Consider the following 16,878-nt stretch of genomic DNA (forward strand, 5'->3'; position numbering starts at 1 on the left):
CTTCAATGCGGGGGGTGTCTTCGTGTGCGTCCATAAGGACACTCGTTAAACCCTCGCGAAATCAGCCCGCCAGACGGCCCTCGGCGTAAGCTTACTTTGAAGCTCGCGAAGAGATGGCATCCGCGCAAGACGAAAGTCATCAAGAGACTATCATTGAAATCAGAGACTGTAGCGGGGACATCAACCTTTCGCATGCGAAAGGTTTCAGCCTTCGAATGGATATCAGTCAATCAGGTTCAGGATCGCACGCAGAGTGGTTTCCGTGGCGCTACCGTCTTGTTTGAGCGCCTGCGCGGCATTCTGAATGACGCTTTTCCGATACTCGTCATCCAACAGATCTACCACAGCAATGGCGATGCCTTGCGGAGTTGCGGCCTGCAGACAACCCCCCGCCAGGTGCAGACGTTGATAAATTTCGGAAAAATTGAAGACATGCGGTCCATGGATAATAGCGGATTCCAACAGGGCTGGTTCATACGGGTTATGCCCCCCGATCGGTGACAGGGCCCCGCCTATAAAAGAGACAGGACAGAGCCGATACCAGATGCCCATCTCGCCAAGTGTATCAGCAATGTAGATTTGAACGTTCTGATCCGGTGCCTCCTGGCGGGACCGAAGGGCTACAGACCATCCCTTTTGCCGTAAACTCTCTGCGATGTGGTCTCCGCGTTCAGGATGCCTGGGCACGAGGATCAGCAGTGAGTCCAAGCCCGTCTTTTCGCGAATGGCTTTATGCGCATCTGCGAGGATGGTTTCTTCCCCGTCATGAGTAGAGGCACCGGTCCAGCAGTGCCGCGTGCCTATGAGTGATCGGAGGGTCGAGAGCGCACTCATATCCACCGGCAGGCTGGGAAGATCCTCTTTTAGGGAGCCGGAGACGAGCCAGCGGGATTTTTCGACTTCAAGCTTTTGCATCAAGTCGGCCATCTTCTCATCCTGCACCAGAACTTTACTGAAGGGTGACAGAAGCCCTCGTGCCGTGCGGGGCCAGTTTTGCCAGCGTTCTGACGTTTTCAGAGAGACCCTGGCATTGATCAGCAGCATTGGAATGTTTCGCTTCGATGTTTCGAGAAGCAGACGAGGCCAGAGTTCGCTTTCTGTCCATATCGCTATGTCCGGGTGCCAGTGATTGAGGAAGCGGCGTACCGCTTTGCGCGTGTCGATTGGTGAAAACTGGTGAAATGCTCCCTCTGGTAGGGTACGTGCCAGCATTTCAGCAGAGTTTACCGTCGTGCTCGTAATCAGAACGGAGAGTTCAGGGCGGTGCTTGAGGAGGCGGCGCACGACTTCCAGGATGGCTTTGCTTTCACCCAGACTGGCAGCATGAAACCAGATCAACTTATTGCTTGGTCGAACCGCTTGGCTATGGCCAAATCTTTCGCTGATTCTGAATGGGTCTTCTTTGCCGATGCGGATGCGCTTGCGGTAAATCTGCCGGTAAATTCCGTCAGAGCATTGGCTGAAAATAAGATAGAGCCATAGTAGAAAAGAGTGTGATTTCATTGGCTCTATCGTTTCCGCGGTGAGGAGGCTGTGCGCCTGGCACCCGTGGTGTTGTTGGGGGTTAGTGTGCAGTTCCGAAAGCTTGTATATATCCGTCCTTTGTTTGTGAAGTAATCTTGTCAGGGGCATAGTTTCAGGCAAAAGCTTGCGCCGCAGTAGACGTCAGTCTCACTCGGAAGCTGTTAGCGAATGCCGTGGCATCGGGATAGGGCGACGAAGGTCGAATTGGCTGAGGATCAGGCTTGAGAGGAGGCCAAGAGGTCTTCGTCGTCTTGATTTTGCGTGTCTTGCAGGCAAGGCTTGCGCCGATGCCGCATCATTCTTTCGCAAAGCTTAACCGCGACCAGATAACTCACTGCAAAAACCGTACCATAAAGCATGACGGCTATGAAAGCCTGCCCAGATTTGTCCCAAAGCAAATAGCCAGTCAGTGGGGGAAGGAGGATAAATGGCATGAGGATCAGAGTTGTCAGAGGATTTGCGATCCGGCGCTTGTTCCGTCCTAAAACAAAAATTTCCAATGCTCGCATGACCAGCTGATGTACGTGGAGGCGGTCAGGAGCCATAGCCGGCAGGTTCCGGCGTGAACGTCTGTAGACGGCAAGCAAAGTGTCTGCGACGGGCCAAAAGACAGTCAAAAGGATTGCCCAAGGAGAGGCTGTGGGAACGTGAAACAAGATTGCCACGCCGAACCAACTCAAGACGAACCCCAATGTGTAGGCTCCGGCATCTCCAAGAAAGATGCGCCCAAACGGGTAATTGAGGAGTAGAAATCCCAAAACAGCTGCGGCGACCATTGTTGCCAAAGGCACCATACGTTCATAATCGGCCTCGTGTGCGATTAGCGCGAGAGCGATTGCTGCTCCTATGGCGGTGACGCCAGCCAGGCCATTCACGCCATCAATAAGATTGAACCCGTTTGCGACACCTGCAGTGACCAGCAGGGTGAGAGGGATACCGATAGCCCAATGCGAGGCGACTACATCCAATCCGGGGATACCGGTGCGTGGCATCCAAATCTCCAGTAACAAAACCACTGCCAAGCTCGCAACCATGGCTGCCAGCAAACGTCCACGTGGGGAGATGCCGTAACCTAAATCTTCGATGAGGCCGGTGACAAAGAGAGGCGATGTGGCCAGCACAAAGCGTAAGTAGTTATCTTGTGCCGCTTGCGGAGCAAACAGAATGGAGATGAGGATTGCTGCGAATATACCGACCCCGCCGACGCGAGGGGTCAGATTGACATGCATGGCCTGCACTGAGCTTAAGTCTGCAACGCGTCCGGAGAGGCGTGGTTGCACACGCCCTAAAATCACCATCACGGTGCAAATCATCACCGAAACAAGCGTCAAGGTAAGTTCGGCCAAGCCAAAGGGCAGAGGTATGGAAAAAACATTAAGTTGCATATCTGTAGACCGGTAAATCTTGTGGCTGTCGTAAGGTTAGCACACTCGTATTAAGGTTTCACAACTTTTAGTTTATACTGCATCGCGGCATGTCTCAATTGTGAAACAATGCTGCATACATAAGAGGTAGGCGTATTATCGCGTGCGCGAGACTTTGCTCTAAAGTGTGGTCTATGGATGCGCGGAATATATGATATCGTTCATTTTTGAACGGAAAGGGTGCCATTATGGGTGTGGAGATTTATCCTAAAAATAAGTGGTTTTTGGCGCTCTGTAAGCCGAATAGCCACTTAATTGCAGAAAAAAACCTGACCCGACAGGGGTTTGAGGTATTCTTGCCTATGCAGGAAGAAACCCGACGTGCGCGTGGTCGCTTTCTGACACGCATGCAGCCATTGTTCCCAGGATATGTTTTTGTTGCGGTTGATTTGTCTAAAGGGATTTATCGAAAGATACACTCAACTTACGGTATATCTCGGTTGGTATCTTTTGGGGAGGTGCCCGCTACCGTTCCTTCGGAATTGATTCGCGAGCTTCGTGCACGCTGTGATCAAGATGGCAAGATGCTGCCTCAAGAAGATCTGGATGTCGGAGATCAGGTGAAGCTGATCAAGGGGCCATTTGCCGACTTTGTAGCGACGGTGGATAAGATTTCTTCGGAGCAGCGCATATGGGTTCTGCTGGATTTACTGGGACGTCAGACTCGTGTTGCGGTGGCTTCCACACAAGTGCAACGGGCCTGGCCAGGTGGTCGTGTTTAGCCTGAAGCTGGTGGTATAGGAGACTGCTGAGGCAGCGGCTATGAAACGCCCCGAGTTTGTCGGAGGTCATCAACTTCCCTCTTGGTACAGAGTCCACAAGATGTTATATTTAAGTATAACAATGGAGGCGCACGTGCACACTACAAATCTGCGCAAGGTCGGCGGATCAGTGATGATGGCCGTTCCGCCCGCCCTACTGGATCTGCTGCACATCGGGGCAGGGGCCAAAGTCGGGTTGGCTGTCGACAACGGGCGACTAGTGGTCGATCCGCAGCCCCGCCCGCGCTACACGCTCGACGAGCTGCTGGCGCAGTGCGATGGCGCGGCTGAGTTGACCAACGATGACCGCACCTGGCTCGATGACACGCCAATGGGTGATGAGCTCATCTGATGGAACGCGGAGATACCTACATCGTGCCGCTGGACCCGACACAGGGCAGCGAGCAGCAAGGCACGCGCCCTGTGCTGATCGTCTCGCCGGGGCCGTTCAACCGGCTGACGGGCGTACCGGTGGTCCTGCCGATCACTCAGGGCGGCAACTTCGCCCGAACAGCGGGCTTCGCCGTCTCATTGATGGGGGCAGGCACCAGCATTGTGGGCGTGGTGCGTTGTGACCAGCCGCGTGCTCTCGACATTCGCGCTCGGAAGGGGCGGAAAGTCGAGAGCATCCCGGCTGCGATCATGGATGAGGTTCTGGCCAAGCTGGCCACGATCCTTGAGTGATATTGCCACGTGGTAGGCCTCGCCTGCCGCCCCTGGCAGGTGATCCAAGAGGGCGCAGCGCCTCTGGCCCATGGCAATTAGCGGAGCGGCCCGCCACGCCGAACGCACTGGCGAGACCAGTCAGGCACGACTGCGGGAAGGGGCTGAGCCAGGTGCTGCGCTGGCATGGTCCAAGGCCCCTCAGAGCGACCGGGACTAACCGCAGCTTGAGGGGGCGCAGCCAACCTTAGCCGCCTTCAGAGGAGCCCCAGTTTTTCTGCCCGCTCCAGTAGCATTCTGACTGAGGAAGGCTGCCAGCTGGTACGACCGCGAGGTGTGCGCTCACGCATGGATTCCAGTCGGTCGCAGATTGCCTGCAAGGTGATCTCGGGGTCAGCACCTTTGATTGCCGCGACAATCGCAGGCAGGCGATCGTCGGTTTCGCGACGTCCAGCGCGTCCAAGCACTTCAGCGGGCAGGAATCCGTCCCCCACGTATGCCTTCACGGCGCGGAGCAAACGGCTTTGGGTCCAGTGGCGGTCGTGGGGCAGGGGAGCATTGATGATACGCAGCACGTCTTCCCAGGCCATATCCGGCCGCAGGCGGCGTACATGGGGCACCCAATCCTGCGCAGTTTCGTTCAAGCGCTCCATGTAGCCGTCCTGTCGTGCCAACCGCACCTTGCGCAGCGCTTCAGGGTCCTTGGCGCGAAGACCTGGGTTGCCGCCGACGCGGCCCTTTGAGCGTGCCGAGGCAAGTCCGGCCTTGGTACGCTCGCGGATTAGAGCGCGTTCGAACTCAGCCGCAGCGCCCAGAACCTGCAACGTGAACTTGCCCTGAGGCGAGGCGGTGTCTATCGGGTCCTGGAGCGAGCGGAAGAACGCCCCCTTGCCCTCCAGTCTTTCGATCACCTCAAGCAAGTGCGACAAAGACCGCGCAAGCCGGTCGATCCGCACGACGACCAGGGTGTCCCCCTTGCTGATCTTTTCAAGCACCCTTGCAAGCACCGGCCGCGCCCGATTGCCACCTGAGGCGTGTTCTTCGAAGATTTCGGCGCATCCCGCAGATTGCAGGGCTTCAGACTGGGGCAGAGGGGTTTGATCCTCTGTGGATACGCGCGCATAGCCTATCAGGGGCATGGAAACCGACTTTTTGCAGTTTTTGCATTTTAATATATCATCAATAAACGACCATTTATAAACGTGTGCAATGGGTGTTTCTCTCGTCGTTCTCGTCCCAAAACCCTTGGTTTCCTTGCGCTGAGCGCGATCTGAGAGGTTCCACTAGCAGGCGCACGGGCATATTATATAAAGCGCTTGGGTTTCCGGAAGAATATCTTTGGTAATATGCAAAATTATTATATTTTGCATATATGAATCCACAAGCATTTACTTTGAATGACGATTTCGACGACCCCCTCATCATGGCCGAGGGGGATGAAGATGCTCAGGAAGAGGAACTCTGGTTTCTGCCTGGGCCGCTTGAAGAAGAGCCGGATGACTTGCCACCCGGACCACGGGCAGAACCGTCCGAGACTTCTGTCATCGGTGACTGGGCAAAGGCAGAGGGGCTTCACGCTGCGCATCTGGCGCGGGTCGCCGGACGTCTGGGCGCTCTGGATGATCGGCTGCTGCGTGGCCCAGAGGGGTGGCGGCATCGGCTCGCTCTGATCGAGGCGGCAGAGCTGAGCTGGTTCGCAGGGGATCGCGTGAGTGCTGATCGGTTGGCGCTCTGGATATCAATGCGTCTGTCGGGCGCTCAGGATGACTCAAACGCCTTGGCAAGAGTTGGATGGGCTGTTCGGCGCCTGACCGGCGGTCCCGGCCCGAAGGTTGACTTGGCTGCCTTTCTTGATCGCCGTGACCCCGAGAACATTGAGGACAATGCCGAGCGTTTCGAGGATCGCGCGGGCGGATGGCTGGACGTGATGGCCGCGGCTGCCGATCTCCACCCGATCACGCGGGCTTGCATGGGTTTTCATCTTTGGAGCCTGGCGGGCCTTGGGCAACACGGCGACCGGATCGAAGCCGCCGTTACCGCGTCCAGGATCGCAGCCAGCGATGGAAACGGGGTCATCTTTGCGCCGCTTGCAATGGGTGGGGCAGGGGGGCTGCGGGCCTCGGGCGCCCCACCAGAGCGTCTTGCCCACTGGCTGGAGGGGATGAACAGCGCGATTATAACGGCGATGCGCCATCTGGATGATACCGAAACGTGGAATGCCCGGACGGAAGAAGCCCTGTCTCGGCTTTCGGGGCGAACTCCGACCGCTCTTCGGTCTGTGTTGACAGAGTGGCCTTTGGTGTCGGCCCCGATGGCGGAGGTGTTAACCGGCGCAAGTCGTGCAGCTGTTCAAAGAAACCTCACCTACATGGAAAAGAGGGGCCTGATCAAAGAGGTGACGCAACAGGGGCGGTTCAGGATGTGGCGGATCAAGGACTAAACCGATGTGATCCGATTCAGCGATAACGGCCTTATCGCGAGCGAAGCTTCTGCGGCAGCCGTCAGCGGGTAGGCGCGGTGTTTCGTGTTCTATGGCTTGCCATAGAATTCGGGGTATGCTTGCAAAATGTGCTAGCAAGGTGTATGTTGGTAGGGTGAACAGCAAGCATCGCAAGACACTGAAAGCCGTGTTCACTGACCCAGTGTCAGGAACGATTGAATGGGCGGCTGTAGAAGGCTTGCTGATTGCCATAGGAGCTGAGGTTGTCGAAGGGCGCGGCTCTCGGGTGAGGTTCGTGAAGGATGGTGAAATAGCAACCTTTCACCGCCCGCACCCAGCCAAAGAGGCAAAGCGTTATCAGGTGCGGGATGCCAGAGACTTCCTAGAGCGCATAGGAGTGACACCGTGACAAATACAATGAGCTACAAGGGCTATAGCGCCCGTGTTGAATATGATGATGAAGACGGCATTTTTGTTGGCCGCATTGCCGGAATCCGTGATGTCGTAGGCTTTCACGCTGACAGTGTGTCTGAGCTGAAAGAAGCCTTTCACGAAGCTGTGGAAGATTATCTTGAAACCTGTGCGAGCATTGGAAAGGAGCCTCAGAAAGCCTTTTCGGGTCAGATGATGTTCCGGGTTAGCCCAGATTTGCACCGCAAGGCGGCTGTGGCCGCTGAGCTGGCAGGTAAGAGCCTGAATCAATGGGCCGAAGACGTGCTGAGCCGCGCGACTGTTGATTTCCGTTGAGAACTGATGGGGTGGATTCGTCCATGGCGTATCGCTCCTTGTGGGGTTCTGGCTGGCTTGATCCCCTGCCACGATACGCCGTCCTTCAAATTACGCCATCATCCAAATTCACGCATACACACACTGGAAGGTGACCGTCACGCACCGCTCTTACAAGGGTCATGGATCGTCTCCGATTAAGTTTCATCGAGACCAATCCTTTCAAAATCTCACCCGACAGCGTGACGACTTTAACACGGCATTAAGGCGACAATTCAGCCGACAGAAGCACGAGAATATGGATCACCCCAGTCCCGCAGCTTGCCGTAGAGCCTCGTTCATACGTGTCTGCCAACCCGGCCCCTCGGCTTTAAAGCGGGACACAACTTCGGGATCAAGGCGCAAGGAAACTGCGACCTTAGGGTTCTCTACCTTCGGGCGCCCCCCCACATTCTTGCGCATTTTCTCGGCCAGCGCCGGAAACACATCCGAGAACGGTTTCGCCTCAACAAGTTGCGCAACGGTAGCCTCTGGTGCATCCGGGTCACTAGCGATCATCGCCTGAATCTGGGCTTCGCTGAGATGCATCTTGGTCATAGCAATTCCCTTTCTTTCCGGCTTGCGGGGCGCATCGAGATCACCGAGACGCCCTCTGTTCCTAGAACAGCAAACACAACCGCGATCGTTCCATCCGCAAGCCGCCCGATCGCTATGTGGCGGTTCTCCTTCGCAGGAACTACCAGCGAAGACAGGAAGAACTCCTCATCAATATCAGCAAAGTCGAGCCCGTGCTTGGCTAGGTTGGTCTGCCTCTTCAGCTCGTCCCAGATGATCATCAACATCTGTTCACCCTGCATCATCTCATATAGTTTATGTATCTACAAAAACAATCTAGTGCTACCGAAAAATATACTCTCTGGCAGGAGGTTCAGGAGGGCGCAGCGCCTCTGGCCCATGGCAATTAGCGGAGCGACTCGGAGTGAATTTCCTAGATTGCTGGCTTTCGATCGGTCGGTCCGAGAGCTTCAATCGGTCGGGTATTGACTTTCAATCGGTCGGGAGCGTACTTTCAATTGGTCAGCCAAAGATGAGCGGGAAATGTACCCGAGATTCGCCAAAGAGAGAGTAGAGGAAGCACTCTCAGACACGCGCGTGGTTCTTATCTCCGGCCCGCGCCAATCAGGCAAGACGACGCTTGCGATGGACGTCGCAGGAGACAAGACGCCCTTCCTAACTTTAGACGATGCCAACGTTCTGAGATCGGCAGTTGATGACCCTGTCGGTTTTGTGCGCGGTCTGGATCGTGCTGTAATCGACGAAGTCCAACGCGCGCCGGACCTGCTGCTCGCAATCAAGAATCTGGTCGACGATGACAAAACACCAGGTCGCTTTCTGTTGACGGGTTCCGCAAATCTTATGACCCTTCCGAAGGTTGCGGACTCGCTCGCCGGACGGATGGAGGTCATACGGCTCTTGCCTCTCAGCCAAGCCGAAACCATAGGCGTAAAATCGAACTTTATCGACAGGGCGTTTGCAGGGAAAAAACCAGCCGTAGACCACATAGTTGTCGGGGATGGCTTAGTCGAAACCGTTCTGTCCGGCGGCTACCCTGAGGCGCTTGGCCGGAGAAGATGGTCGCGCAAACAGGACTGGTACCACGAATACCTCGATGCACTTGTCCAGCGAGATGTACGAGACGTGGCGCAAATCGAACAGCTTTCCGTCATGCCAAAGCTTCTGACAGTTCTAGCAGAACATTCCGGTCAATTGGTGAATTACTCCGGTATTGGCGGCGCCATTGGCCTCAACCATGTCACGACGCAAAAGTATGTTGGTATCTTCGAAAGTCTTTACCTCGTGCATACCCTCCAGCCTTGGTTCACGAACCGGCTGAAACGTTTGACAAAATCGCCGAAACTTCACTTTTTGGATGCGGGATTGCTGGCGGCGATGCGTGAAGTGTCGCCGGATTCGGTCAAGAAAGACCGAACCGCTTTCGGCTCGATCCTTGAGACCTTTGTTTTCAGCGAACTTCGCAAGATTGCTTCCTGGAGTGAACAGCGATGCACGTTCGCTCACTACCGAGACAAGGAAAAGAATGAGGTCGACTTGGTTCTGGAGAACCGGCGGGGCCAGATCGTCGGGATTGAGGTGAAATCCTCTGCGACGGTATCGGCGGCGGATTTTTCTGGACTGCGTAAGTTGGCGGACGCATGTGGAGACAAGTTTGTCCAAGGAATGGTGCTCTATGATCACGACAAGGTCGTGCCATTTGGAGAGAGAAGTTTCGCGGCCCCGCTTTCCAGCCTTTGGAGTGCGCTATGAATAGCATTCAGGAAGTTCCATTTCGTGTTTCTGCTCGAACGGCTCGCTTGATCGGCCGCGAGAATGTTGCGACGGCAGAGGGCGCGATCACCGAACTGGTCAAAAACTCGTACGATGCCGACGCTTCGTTCTGCATCGTCAGAATTACTCCGACCTACAGCGGAGTGCCGGAAGAGATATCCAAGGACGAGTTTGGTCGGCTGAAGAGTTGGGGCTTAAGTCCAGAAAATCATTTCGACCTTGTAGGGGAGACCGCCAAACTACGTCCTTGCCTTGCTGATGAACACAGTCCTGAGGCAAAACTGGTCCAGCATCTGGTTACCATCTCAGTAATAGACGACGGCGCCGGGATGGGGGATGACGCCATCCGCGATGCATGGATGGTTATTGGAACAAATTCGAGAAAGACGGTGCACCTAGTGGGTTGTTGTCATTTAAAATGACAATTCCCCCCATCCCGGATAATCTCCCCCCCATGTTCAAGGCAGCTAGCTCTCTTGCCGATATGGCACGTGCTTCTGTAGTTGACCTTCTTTGGTAATGGGAGCATGCATATAGTGAGGGCGGACGCCCTCAATGTCTCTCATGGGGAGCCTGTCCTTGTGGAGCAGACACGGCGCGGAGCTTGTTCTGCCTGCCCGCACAATAATCTCCACGCCGATTTTTCTTGTTGTACAGGGAGCCGAGGTGGGTTGTTTCTCTCGAGGTAACAGCGAGATGCCGCCCATCTTATCCGGTCTTTCTGGACATAAGCACTGCAATGCGCTTTGCTATGATAAGGTGCGAGTATGCGCCTACTGCTCGCGCGGGGTGGAATCCGGGCGATATCCTTGATTACTGGTAGGGCGCATATCGGGTGTTTCCGTATGCGTCCTTTTTTCTCAATTTGGTTTTACTGTGCTGGGAGGGATATCGCTCTGAGGTGTCTTCTGACTGTTATCCTCGATGTGTTTGGCCAGCTTATAAAGTCTTGCCGCAAGTGCCTTGGCGGCTGGTGCCGAGCATCTGAGTCTGGCAACGCAGGACTTTTCAATCTCAACGGCCCGGCCCTTGCCATTAAGTGCGTCCGCCTGAAGCTCTACATAAACAATCTGATCGACTGCGCCGTATGCGGAAATGCTGTCAAAGAAAATAAAATTGTCTTTAGAAGCCATTAGTTTGATCTCCATGGTAATTTGGTTTGGGTTCCGGTTTTGTCGGCCGGATTGATGTGAGCATAGACGCTTCCGCATGGAGCGGTGTCAATATGTGGGGAGATACAGTCCCGGAAGCTTCTCAGCTGCGGTACGGTGCCGAATAGAGCCGCACAAGCGTCTGGCTGGAGCTGGTTTATCGGGTTGTTCCCCCAGCGTTGGGGTGTTGGCTTGAGGAAAGCCACAGGGCACCACTTTGCATCAGCCTGATTACACCGCTTTGACCACGCACCTCTAGGCGGGCAAACAGTTGTTTTGATGTGCTGCGGGTGGTTTCAATCGTCCAGCCCAACTGTCCTGCTGCTTCGGCCAGAGTGTGTCCGTCGCACAGCAGGCACGCCAGTCGTGCTTCGCTTGGGCTGAGTCTGAAATGCCGGGCAACGTGGAGTAGGGGGAGATCGGTTGCGGTTCGGGCGTAGCGGACCCGACCGATCAAATGGGGCGTGCTATGAAAATCATCTTCTTCGGTAATGATCATTTCCATCAGCGGAGTGTTCGATAGGCGCAATGGCACCGGGGTTGGGCGGGGTACAGCAGAGGGGGGAGACCAGCCGCCTGCAGTTAAGGAGGGTGCTGGAGGTCGTTGTGCGTTGGAGAGGGCCTGACGCAGGGCCTGTGCAGTGGCCTCATCTCGAAAACTCGGGCGTCCGTCTTGGGCAAAGCGGATGCCGCCGATCTGTTCTAACGGGGTGCGCAGTTCCGAATCCATGTCAATTAATACGCCGTGAGAGGAAAAGAGCACCCAACCCGCGCCAATGTCGCGCATCACATTCTGGGAAAGCTGCGTTCGTAGCCTTTCATTATTCAGGGCCTCCCATGTGTCTAAGGCGGGGGGCAGATAAGGTACAAGTGAGGATAGGTGTACCCCATCAATAGCGCGAAAATCGGCACCCTGCCGTTGCAGGGTTAACAATGCACTGTCATTTTTTGATGATCCAAAGGGGTATTTAATAGCGCGTAAAGGGCTGGAGATGCTTGCAAGCCCGGCCAGGTCGTCCTGACTATAGACCCGATGGCTGCGCATCCTTTGCCAATCCTCTATGCGCAACGGAGGGGGGCCATCGGCTTTGATCCAGTGCCAGTCCTGTGTCGGTCGGCCTTGCTGCTGAAGTTGCAGAGTAACGGTGCCGGCGTGAGTTCCTGCGCCTAGGAGTTCAAGAAAGCGTTCCCATCTCGGTTTGTCAGAGAGGCCGCTGGCAGCGGCAAAAAGCGCATTCAGTATCTCTGCTTCGGTTGGCATGAAGTTATAATCTCATTGAAACAAGGGGCCTCCCATATGGGGGGTTCGAAAGATAAAGCAGGCAGATAGGTCTGGTTCAAGCTTGATTCGAACAGGATACTTGCATGACCACGAAGACCCTGACCCATTTGCAACGCCTGGAAGCGGAAAGTATCCATATTCTGCGTGAAGTGGCTGCTGAGGCCCAAAACCCCGTGATGCTGTACAGTGTCGGTAAGGACAGTGCTGTTATGTTGCACTTGGCCAAAAAGGCTTTTTACCCGGCGCACCCACCCTTCCCATTGATGCATGTGGATACCACTTGGAAATTCCAAGATATGTATAAATTACGCGACAAGGCTGCCCGCGAAGCGGGGATGGAACTGATCGTGTATCAAAATCCGGAAGCCATGGAAAAAGGTATCACCCCTTTTGATCATGGTAGCTTACATACTGATATGTGGAAAACCGAAGGTCTGAAGCAGGCATTGGATAAATATGGGTTCGATGCGGCTTTTGGTGGTGCTCGGCGTGACGAGGAAAAATCGCGTGCCAAGGAACGTGTCTTTTCATTCCGGACTGCAAGTCATCGCTGGGATCCGAAAAACCAGCGTCCCGAACTATGGAGATTATATAACGCCCGTAAGAACAAGGGCGAGTCGATGCGGGTTTTTCCTATCTCGAACTGGACCGAGTTAGATATCTGGCAATATATCCATCTTGAAGGCATTGAAATCGTACCGCTGTATTTCGCTGCTCCTCGCCCGACAGTGATCCGCGATGGCATGATCCTTATGGTGGACGATGACCGCTTCCCACTAAATGGCGAGGAGCCCGTGATGCGCTCCGTACGGTTCCGGACGTTGGGTTGCTACCCGCTCACGGGGGCTGTTGAAAGCACAGCCCGGACACTGCCCGAGGTCATTCAGGAAACTCTACTGACGACGACATCGGAACGCCAAGGCCGTGCCATAGATCACGATTCAGGCGCGTCTATGGAGAAGAAGAAGCAGGAAGGCTACTTCTGATCGTTTGACTGCTCCAGGCTTCTTCAGATTTCAGGTGACTGACCATGACCAATAATTCCACCACGGATCCGATTTACAAAACCGACGCGCTGATTTCTGAGGATATCGACGCTTATCTCGAAACACATCAGAACAAGACTATGCTGAGGTTTATTACCTGTGGTTCCGTCGATGACGGTAAATCTACTCTGATTGGGCGGCTGCTTTATGACAGCAAAATGATTTTCGAAGATCAACTGGCTACGTTGGAGGCCGATAGCAGACGTGTTGGTACGCAGGGGCAGGAAATCGACTTTGCTCTGCTGGTAGATGGTTTGGCTGCGGAGCGCGAACAGGGGATCACGATTGATGTAGCTTATCGCTTCTTCTCGACTGAGAAGCGTAAATTCATCGTGGCTGACACCCCAGGCCATGAACAATATACCCGTAACATGGTCACTGGGGCCTCCACTGCCGATCTGGCGGTGATCCTGATTGATGCGCGCAAAGGTGTACTGACACAAACCAGGCGGCACAGCTATCTTGTGCATCTTCTGGGCATCAAGAATATCGTTCTGGCTGTGAACAAGATGGATTTGGTGGATTACAGCCAAGAGGTCTTTGATCAGATCGTTTCTGATTACACAGGCTTTGCTCACTCAATTGGTATTTCGGAATTCATTGCGATTCCGATTTCGGGCTATAAAGGCGATAACATCACGACTACGTCGGATAACACTCCGTGGTATGGTGGGGCTGCGCTACTGCCGCATCTGGAAACTGTCGATATCGCCTTGACCAAGGAGCCACAGAATGCGGCCTTCCGGATGCCCGTGCAATGGGTGAACCGGCCCAATCTGGATTTCCGAGGGTTCTCGGGATTGATTGCGTCCGGTTTAGCGCAACCTGGTGATCCGGTGCGGGTCTTGCCCTCGGGCAAGACTTCAAAAATCGCCAAGATTGTTACATTTGATGGAGATCGTGCCATTGCGGTGGCCGGTGAGGCTGTAACTTTGACATTGGAGGATGAGATTGACTGTTCGCGTGGCCAAGTCATCGTGGCAGCTCAGGCCCCGTTGGAAGTTGCGGACCAGTTCGAAAGCACCGTTATTTGGATGGATGAGCATGAAATGGTGCCGGGTCGGGCCTATTGGCTGAAAATCGGTGCGCAGACCGTTTCGGCCACTGTCCAGGCTCCCAAGTATGAAATTAACGTCAATACCTTGGAACATTTGGCAACCAAGACGTTGGATCTGAACGCAATTGGTGTGGCGAATATCACAACCGACCGTGAGATTCCATTTTCCTCTTATGAGGAAAACCACGATCTGGGCGGGTTCATCCTGATTGACAAGATAACGAATCAGACCGTTGCTGCGGGCATGATTCATTTCGCTTTGCGGCGGGCGCACAACATCCATTGGCAGGCACTGGACATTGACCGCGAGAGCCATGCGGCGATGAAGAACCAGAAGCCGGCGGTGATCTGGCTGACGGGTCTGTCAGGTTCTGGAAAGTCTACTATCGCCAATGTTGTTGAGAAGAAGCTGGCCCGTATGAACCGTCATACATTTCTACTGGACGGCGATAACGTGCGGCACGGTTTGAATAAGGACCTTGGATTTACGGAAGCAGATCGGATTGAAAATATCCGTCGGGTTGGAGAAGTGGCCAAGCTGATGACAGATTCTGGGTTAATTGTGATCACGGCCTTCATTTCACCTTTTCGGTCGGAGCGCGATATGGTGCGAGGCATGATGCAGCCGGGTGAGTTTCTGGAGGTATTCGTGGATACACCATTGGAAGTGGCCGAGGCACGCGACGTTAAGGGACTTTATGCCAAAGCCCGGTCAGGCCAGTTGAAGAATTTTACCGGGATCGACAGTCCCTATGAGGTACCTGATGCTCCGGAACTTCGTATTGATACGACCGATCTGACACCGGAACAGGCAGCAGATGCAATTATCGCGCGTCTGATCCCCTGAGAGGGGTAAGAGGGTGAGGGCGCACGGGCTTTTACTTCTTGCGATGTGAAGTCAAAGTACCAGAAGGATGGGATACTTGGATTACGAAAAGCTTACGACTGTAATGCGTGGTCTGGCCTTGGAGGCCGGTGAAAAGATCATGGAAATCTACAATTCAGATGATTTTGATGTGAAGGTGAAATCTGACGACAGTCCCGTAACTGCGGCGGATGAGGCTGCCGATGCTCTGATCTCAGCTGGGTTGCGGGCAGCTTTTCCTGATGTGCTGTTGGTGACTGAAGAGCAAGCGGCATCGCATGCAGAACGCGCGGATACGTTTCTGATTGTCGACCCTCTGGATGGGACTAAGGAATTCATAAACCGTCGCGGCGATTTCACAGTCAATATCGCGTTGGTTGAAAATGGTGTTCCTACCCGTGGTATAGTCTATGCGCCGGCAAAGGCACGGATGTTCTTTACAAAGGCCGATGGCCGATCTGTCGAGGAAGCCGGCCCTTTTGGCTCAGTGGTTGGGCACTGTATGCCGATCCAGGTTGCAGATAGCGACAATCAAGCGCTAATGGTCGTTGCGTCGAAAAGCCATCGCGATCAGGCAACTGATGATTACATCGGGAAATATGCTGTGAAAGATATGAAAAGTGCGGGCTCTTCGCTGAAATTCTGCCTGGTGGCTACTGGGGAGGCTGACTTGTATCCCCGTTTGGGCCGCACCATGGAATGGGATACTGCTGCGGGCCATGCTGTTCTGAGCGGGGCCGGGGGATGCGTGGTTCGCTTCGACGATCTGACCCCACTACTCTATGGTAAAGACAGTTACGCAAATCCTTTCTTCATTGCCACGGCCCCATCTGTGGTGCTGAAAGAAGGCTGATTTGGAAACAGGACAAGGGCTAGGGTGGACCTCCAACCTTTTGGGGCTCAGATGCCGAGCCTCGCGCGGGCTTGCTGAACTTCACTTTGGAATTTGTAGCCTTTCGGCAAGCGTTCCATGGGCCACCATTCTGCGTCGCCCGGCCAGTTGCGCCACATCTTTCCCCAACGGTCCACGACATGTGATATGCAAAGCTCTTCCCCCGCACTGACGCCAGCGCGTGTACCATTGGGCCAATACCAGTTGAGTGATTGACAAAGCCGCCCGCTTTCATCGACACGCCAAGAGCCTGCGCCGACATTGTCACTGCTTTCAGCACACCAAGCGCGTGCCTGCCAATTCGGTGAAAAATATATTCCACCATTGCAGCCTTCTTCCCAAATATCAGTCCTGCCTGCATAGGCTTGGGCTATTTTTTGGGGCTGGGCGGGCTTCGCCCCTCTGGGCATCGGGTCTGCAACACTGGGAGCCGCGAGGGACAAGAACAGGATAGAAGATAGATATGCGGTACGAAGAACCCTCATGAACGGCCCCTGACGTTAAAGGTAAACTGCGTAATCTTGCGCTTATTTGGCCGTTATGGTCAAGTCATGGGGCGTAAACAGAATGGTTCCGATACTGCAACCGCAGGAAGTCGGTTGTTCGGTAAGGTTCCGCCGAGGGCCGTCTTGCCTCAGCAGCTCTTCTCGTCGGCCATGATGCTCTCGACGACTTTGGGATCACACTGTTCGTCGCGCAGG

General features: G+C 54.5%; 19 protein-coding genes. 11 read left to right on the forward strand and 8 right to left on the reverse strand.

The window, feature by feature from the left end:
- Nucleotides 1–222: 222 nt before the first annotated feature.
- Nucleotides 223–1,503, reverse strand: coding sequence for a 3-deoxy-D-manno-octulosonic acid transferase (locus FN828_RS19410; RefSeq protein ID WP_185959099.1), 1,281 nt, complete (start codon nucleotides 1,501–1,503; stop codon nucleotides 223–225).
- Between the two features lie 236 nt (nucleotides 1,504–1,739).
- On the reverse strand, nucleotides 1,740–2,909 hold the full coding sequence (locus FN828_RS19415; protein WP_142494980.1) for an MraY family glycosyltransferase: 1,170 nt from the start codon (nucleotides 2,907–2,909) through the stop codon (nucleotides 1,740–1,742).
- A 227-nt stretch (nucleotides 2,910–3,136) separates the two neighbouring features.
- On the opposite strand from FN828_RS19415, the gene nusG reads away from it, so the two are divergent.
- From nusG to FN828_RS19430, 3 genes are all read left to right on the forward strand, one after another.
- Nucleotides 3,137–3,670: a transcription termination/antitermination protein NusG gene (gene nusG / locus FN828_RS19420; protein WP_142494981.1), complete on the forward strand. Its 534-nt coding sequence runs from the start codon at nucleotides 3,137–3,139 to the stop codon at nucleotides 3,668–3,670.
- Between the two features lie 133 nt (nucleotides 3,671–3,803).
- The gene (locus FN828_RS19425; RefSeq protein WP_142494982.1) at nucleotides 3,804–4,061 is read left to right on the forward strand and encodes an AbrB/MazE/SpoVT family DNA-binding domain-containing protein; all 258 of its coding nucleotides are present in this window, start codon (nucleotides 3,804–3,806) and stop codon (nucleotides 4,059–4,061) included.
- Nucleotides 4,061–4,393: a type II toxin-antitoxin system PemK/MazF family toxin gene (locus FN828_RS19430; protein ID WP_142494983.1), complete on the forward strand. Its 333-nt coding sequence runs from the start codon at nucleotides 4,061–4,063 to the stop codon at nucleotides 4,391–4,393. The genes FN828_RS19425 and FN828_RS19430 overlap by 1 nt, the downstream gene beginning before the upstream one ends.
- Nucleotides 4,394–4,629: 236 nt before the next feature.
- On the opposite strand, the gene FN828_RS19435 is transcribed toward FN828_RS19430, so the two are convergent.
- The gene (locus FN828_RS19435; protein ID WP_142494984.1) at nucleotides 4,630–5,511 is read right to left on the reverse strand and encodes a recombinase family protein; all 882 of its coding nucleotides are present in this window, start codon (nucleotides 5,509–5,511) and stop codon (nucleotides 4,630–4,632) included.
- Nucleotides 5,512–5,744: 233 nt separating this feature from the next.
- Here FN828_RS19435 and FN828_RS19440 point away from each other — a divergent pair, with 233 nt between their 5' ends.
- The 3 genes from FN828_RS19440 (at nucleotide 5,745) to FN828_RS19450 (ending at nucleotide 7,559) form a co-directional block, all read left to right on the forward strand.
- Nucleotides 5,745–6,812, forward strand: coding sequence for a hypothetical protein (locus FN828_RS19440; RefSeq protein WP_142494985.1), 1,068 nt, complete (start codon nucleotides 5,745–5,747; stop codon nucleotides 6,810–6,812).
- A gap of 115 nt (nucleotides 6,813–6,927) precedes the next feature.
- Nucleotides 6,928–7,221 (forward strand): type II toxin-antitoxin system HicA family toxin, encoded by a 294-nt coding sequence (locus FN828_RS19445; RefSeq protein ID WP_235891542.1) that lies wholly within the window; start codon nucleotides 6,928–6,930, stop codon nucleotides 7,219–7,221.
- Nucleotides 7,222–7,229: 8 nt separating this feature from the next.
- On the forward strand, nucleotides 7,230–7,559 hold the full coding sequence (locus FN828_RS19450) for a type II toxin-antitoxin system HicB family antitoxin (RefSeq protein WP_185959100.1): 330 nt from the start codon (nucleotides 7,230–7,232) through the stop codon (nucleotides 7,557–7,559).
- A 282-nt stretch (nucleotides 7,560–7,841) separates the two neighbouring features.
- Here the strand turns inward: FN828_RS19450 and FN828_RS19455 are convergent, their stop codons facing one another.
- Both FN828_RS19455 and FN828_RS19460 read right to left on the reverse strand, forming a co-directional pair.
- Nucleotides 7,842–8,135 (reverse strand): BrnA antitoxin family protein, encoded by a 294-nt coding sequence (locus FN828_RS19455; protein ID WP_142494988.1) that lies wholly within the window; start codon nucleotides 8,133–8,135, stop codon nucleotides 7,842–7,844.
- Nucleotides 8,132–8,380 (reverse strand): BrnT family toxin, encoded by a 249-nt coding sequence (locus FN828_RS19460; protein WP_142494989.1) that lies wholly within the window; start codon nucleotides 8,378–8,380, stop codon nucleotides 8,132–8,134. The genes FN828_RS19455 and FN828_RS19460 overlap by 4 nt, the downstream gene beginning before the upstream one ends.
- A 256-nt stretch (nucleotides 8,381–8,636) precedes the next feature.
- Here FN828_RS19460 and FN828_RS19465 point away from each other — a divergent pair, with 256 nt between their 5' ends.
- Both FN828_RS19465 and FN828_RS19470 read left to right on the forward strand, forming a co-directional pair.
- On the forward strand, nucleotides 8,637–9,863 hold the full coding sequence (locus FN828_RS19465; RefSeq protein ID WP_142494990.1) for an ATP-binding protein: 1,227 nt from the start codon (nucleotides 8,637–8,639) through the stop codon (nucleotides 9,861–9,863).
- Nucleotides 9,860–10,306 (forward strand): ATP-binding protein, encoded by a 447-nt coding sequence (locus FN828_RS19470; protein WP_142494991.1) that lies wholly within the window; start codon nucleotides 9,860–9,862, stop codon nucleotides 10,304–10,306. The genes FN828_RS19465 and FN828_RS19470 overlap by 4 nt, the downstream gene beginning before the upstream one ends.
- Before the next feature lie 438 nt (nucleotides 10,307–10,744).
- Here the strand turns inward: FN828_RS19470 and FN828_RS19475 are convergent, their stop codons facing one another.
- Both FN828_RS19475 and FN828_RS19480 read right to left on the reverse strand, forming a co-directional pair.
- Entirely contained in the window at nucleotides 10,745–11,017 is a 273-nt protein-coding gene (locus FN828_RS19475; protein WP_142494992.1) for a hypothetical protein, read from the reverse strand.
- 175 nt (nucleotides 11,018–11,192) lie between these two features.
- On the reverse strand, nucleotides 11,193–12,296 hold the full coding sequence (locus FN828_RS19480; RefSeq protein ID WP_142494993.1) for a helix-turn-helix transcriptional regulator: 1,104 nt from the start codon (nucleotides 12,294–12,296) through the stop codon (nucleotides 11,193–11,195).
- 104 nt (nucleotides 12,297–12,400) lie between these two features.
- Here FN828_RS19480 and cysD point away from each other — a divergent pair, with 104 nt between their 5' ends.
- The 3 genes from cysD to cysQ all read left to right on the forward strand — a co-directional run bounded on the left by cysD (nucleotide 12,401) and on the right by cysQ (nucleotide 16,138).
- Nucleotides 12,401–13,303, forward strand: coding sequence for a sulfate adenylyltransferase subunit CysD (cysD, locus tag FN828_RS19485; RefSeq protein ID WP_142494994.1), 903 nt, complete (start codon nucleotides 12,401–12,403; stop codon nucleotides 13,301–13,303).
- 44 nt (nucleotides 13,304–13,347) lie between these two features.
- Nucleotides 13,348–15,267, forward strand: a complete 1,920-nt coding sequence (gene cysN / locus FN828_RS19490; protein WP_142494995.1) for a sulfate adenylyltransferase subunit CysN — start codon at nucleotides 13,348–13,350, stop codon at nucleotides 15,265–15,267.
- Between the two features lie 76 nt (nucleotides 15,268–15,343).
- Nucleotides 15,344–16,138: a 3'(2'),5'-bisphosphate nucleotidase CysQ gene (cysQ, locus tag FN828_RS19495; protein WP_142494996.1), complete on the forward strand. Its 795-nt coding sequence runs from the start codon at nucleotides 15,344–15,346 to the stop codon at nucleotides 16,136–16,138.
- A 47-nt stretch (nucleotides 16,139–16,185) separates the two neighbouring features.
- On the opposite strand, the gene FN828_RS19500 is transcribed toward cysQ, so the two are convergent.
- Nucleotides 16,186–16,662 (reverse strand): DUF995 domain-containing protein, encoded by a 477-nt coding sequence (locus tag FN828_RS19500; protein WP_142494997.1) that lies wholly within the window; start codon nucleotides 16,660–16,662, stop codon nucleotides 16,186–16,188.
- Nucleotides 16,663–16,878: the final 216 nt, after the last annotated feature.

Source organism: Thalassovita litoralis (assembly GCF_900182725.1).
Taxonomy (GTDB): Bacteria; Pseudomonadota; Alphaproteobacteria; order Rhodobacterales; family Rhodobacteraceae; genus Thalassobius; species Thalassobius litoralis.